At 65.3% G+C, this 1,250-nt stretch carries 2 protein-coding genes; both read right to left on the reverse strand.

Features of this window, described 5'->3' with window-relative positions; translation table 11 throughout:
* Positions 1-225: 225 nt before the first annotated feature.
* Positions 226-651, reverse strand: coding sequence for a CBS domain-containing protein (locus tag RT123_RS14170; protein WP_313009799.1), 426 nt, complete (start codon positions 649-651; stop codon positions 226-228).
* A gap of 102 nt (positions 652-753) precedes the next feature.
* Positions 754-1,250: rhomboid family intramembrane serine protease (locus RT123_RS14175; protein ID WP_313009800.1), on the reverse strand; the 497-nt coding region annotated here is incomplete at its 5' end.

A 1,250-nucleotide genomic window follows, 5' to 3' on the forward strand; every position in this document is an offset into this window, starting at 1 on the left:
CGATTGGAGCGCGGAACCTAGTGAAACCAACCGATGAAAGCAAGAAGTTTTTCGCCTCTTTCTTCCGTGGGACCGTGAGGACCTAAACCCCCGCGGCCCCGTCGGCCGGCCCGTTTCCGAGCGAGGCGGCTCTATACGGACCACCCTCTTTGTCAGCAAGCGGATTCTGATGATGCGGGGGAAGTTTCTCGCAAAACCGGAATCGGCCAACGGCGCACGCGCCTCTCAGCCTGAAATATAGGTCCGCAAGCTCTCGGCCTCATGGGCGTGTTCGGCGATCTGGCACTTCACGACGTCGCCGATGGAGATGACGCCGACCAGACGATCCGCCTGCATCACCGGCAGATGCCGGATGCGCCGATCAGTCATTCGGGTCATCAAGGCCGACATCTCCTCGGCCGGTTCGGCATAGATCACCTTGGCCGTCATATAGTCGGCGACCGGACGGGCCAGCGCATCGGCGCCATCGGCCGCCAAGGCCTTGACCACATCGCGTTCGGAAAACACCCCGACCACCTTGTCGCCGTCACAGACGACCAACGCCCCTACCCGCTTCTGCTCTAGTTCTGCGCACGCCTGCGTCACCGTCAGATCCGGCGCGATGGAGAAGACGGCGTTTCCCTTGGTCTTGAGGATTTCGGCGACGAACATCGCGGTCCCTTCTCTCTATAAGAGACGACCGCAGGGCCGGGATGGCGACAGGGCCGCTCAGGGAGCGATGATCGCTCACCCCCCGTCCGGAATCAACGCGCCTCACGGATGAGGCGCGGCCCCGCTTCCGAACATCCGCCCCAAGGGACCGATGGCCAAAAAGCCGACGATGAAGCCGACCGCGTGGGCCTCCCAGGCGATCCTGGCTCCCTCGGCGCCGGGTAGTCCGCCGATCATTCCGGTCACGGCGTTGACCGCCATCCAGGTGATGGCCGCGCCGATCACGCGGCGATCGGCCATCGGCAGCACCCTGCCCTGCCCGCCCAGCAACCGTGTCGCGGCGCCGATCAGGCCGAACACGGCGCCGGACGCGCCGACCATCGGCTCGCTGGATCCCCAATGGATCAGCCCATAGCCCAGCGACGCCAACACGCCGCACACCAGATAGAAAAGCAGAAAGACCGTCGGACCGATCCTGGTCCCGAACAACCGCGCCACCGGCGTCCCGAACGCCAGCGCCGCCACCGCATTCATGATCGCGTGGGTCCAGCCGCCGTGCAGCAGCATGGCCGTCAGCAGCCCGCCCCACCGTCCCTGCT

This window comes from Brevundimonas vesicularis, assembly GCF_032067225.1.
In the GTDB taxonomy this organism is placed as follows: domain Bacteria; phylum Pseudomonadota; class Alphaproteobacteria; order Caulobacterales; family Caulobacteraceae; genus Brevundimonas; species Brevundimonas vesicularis_F.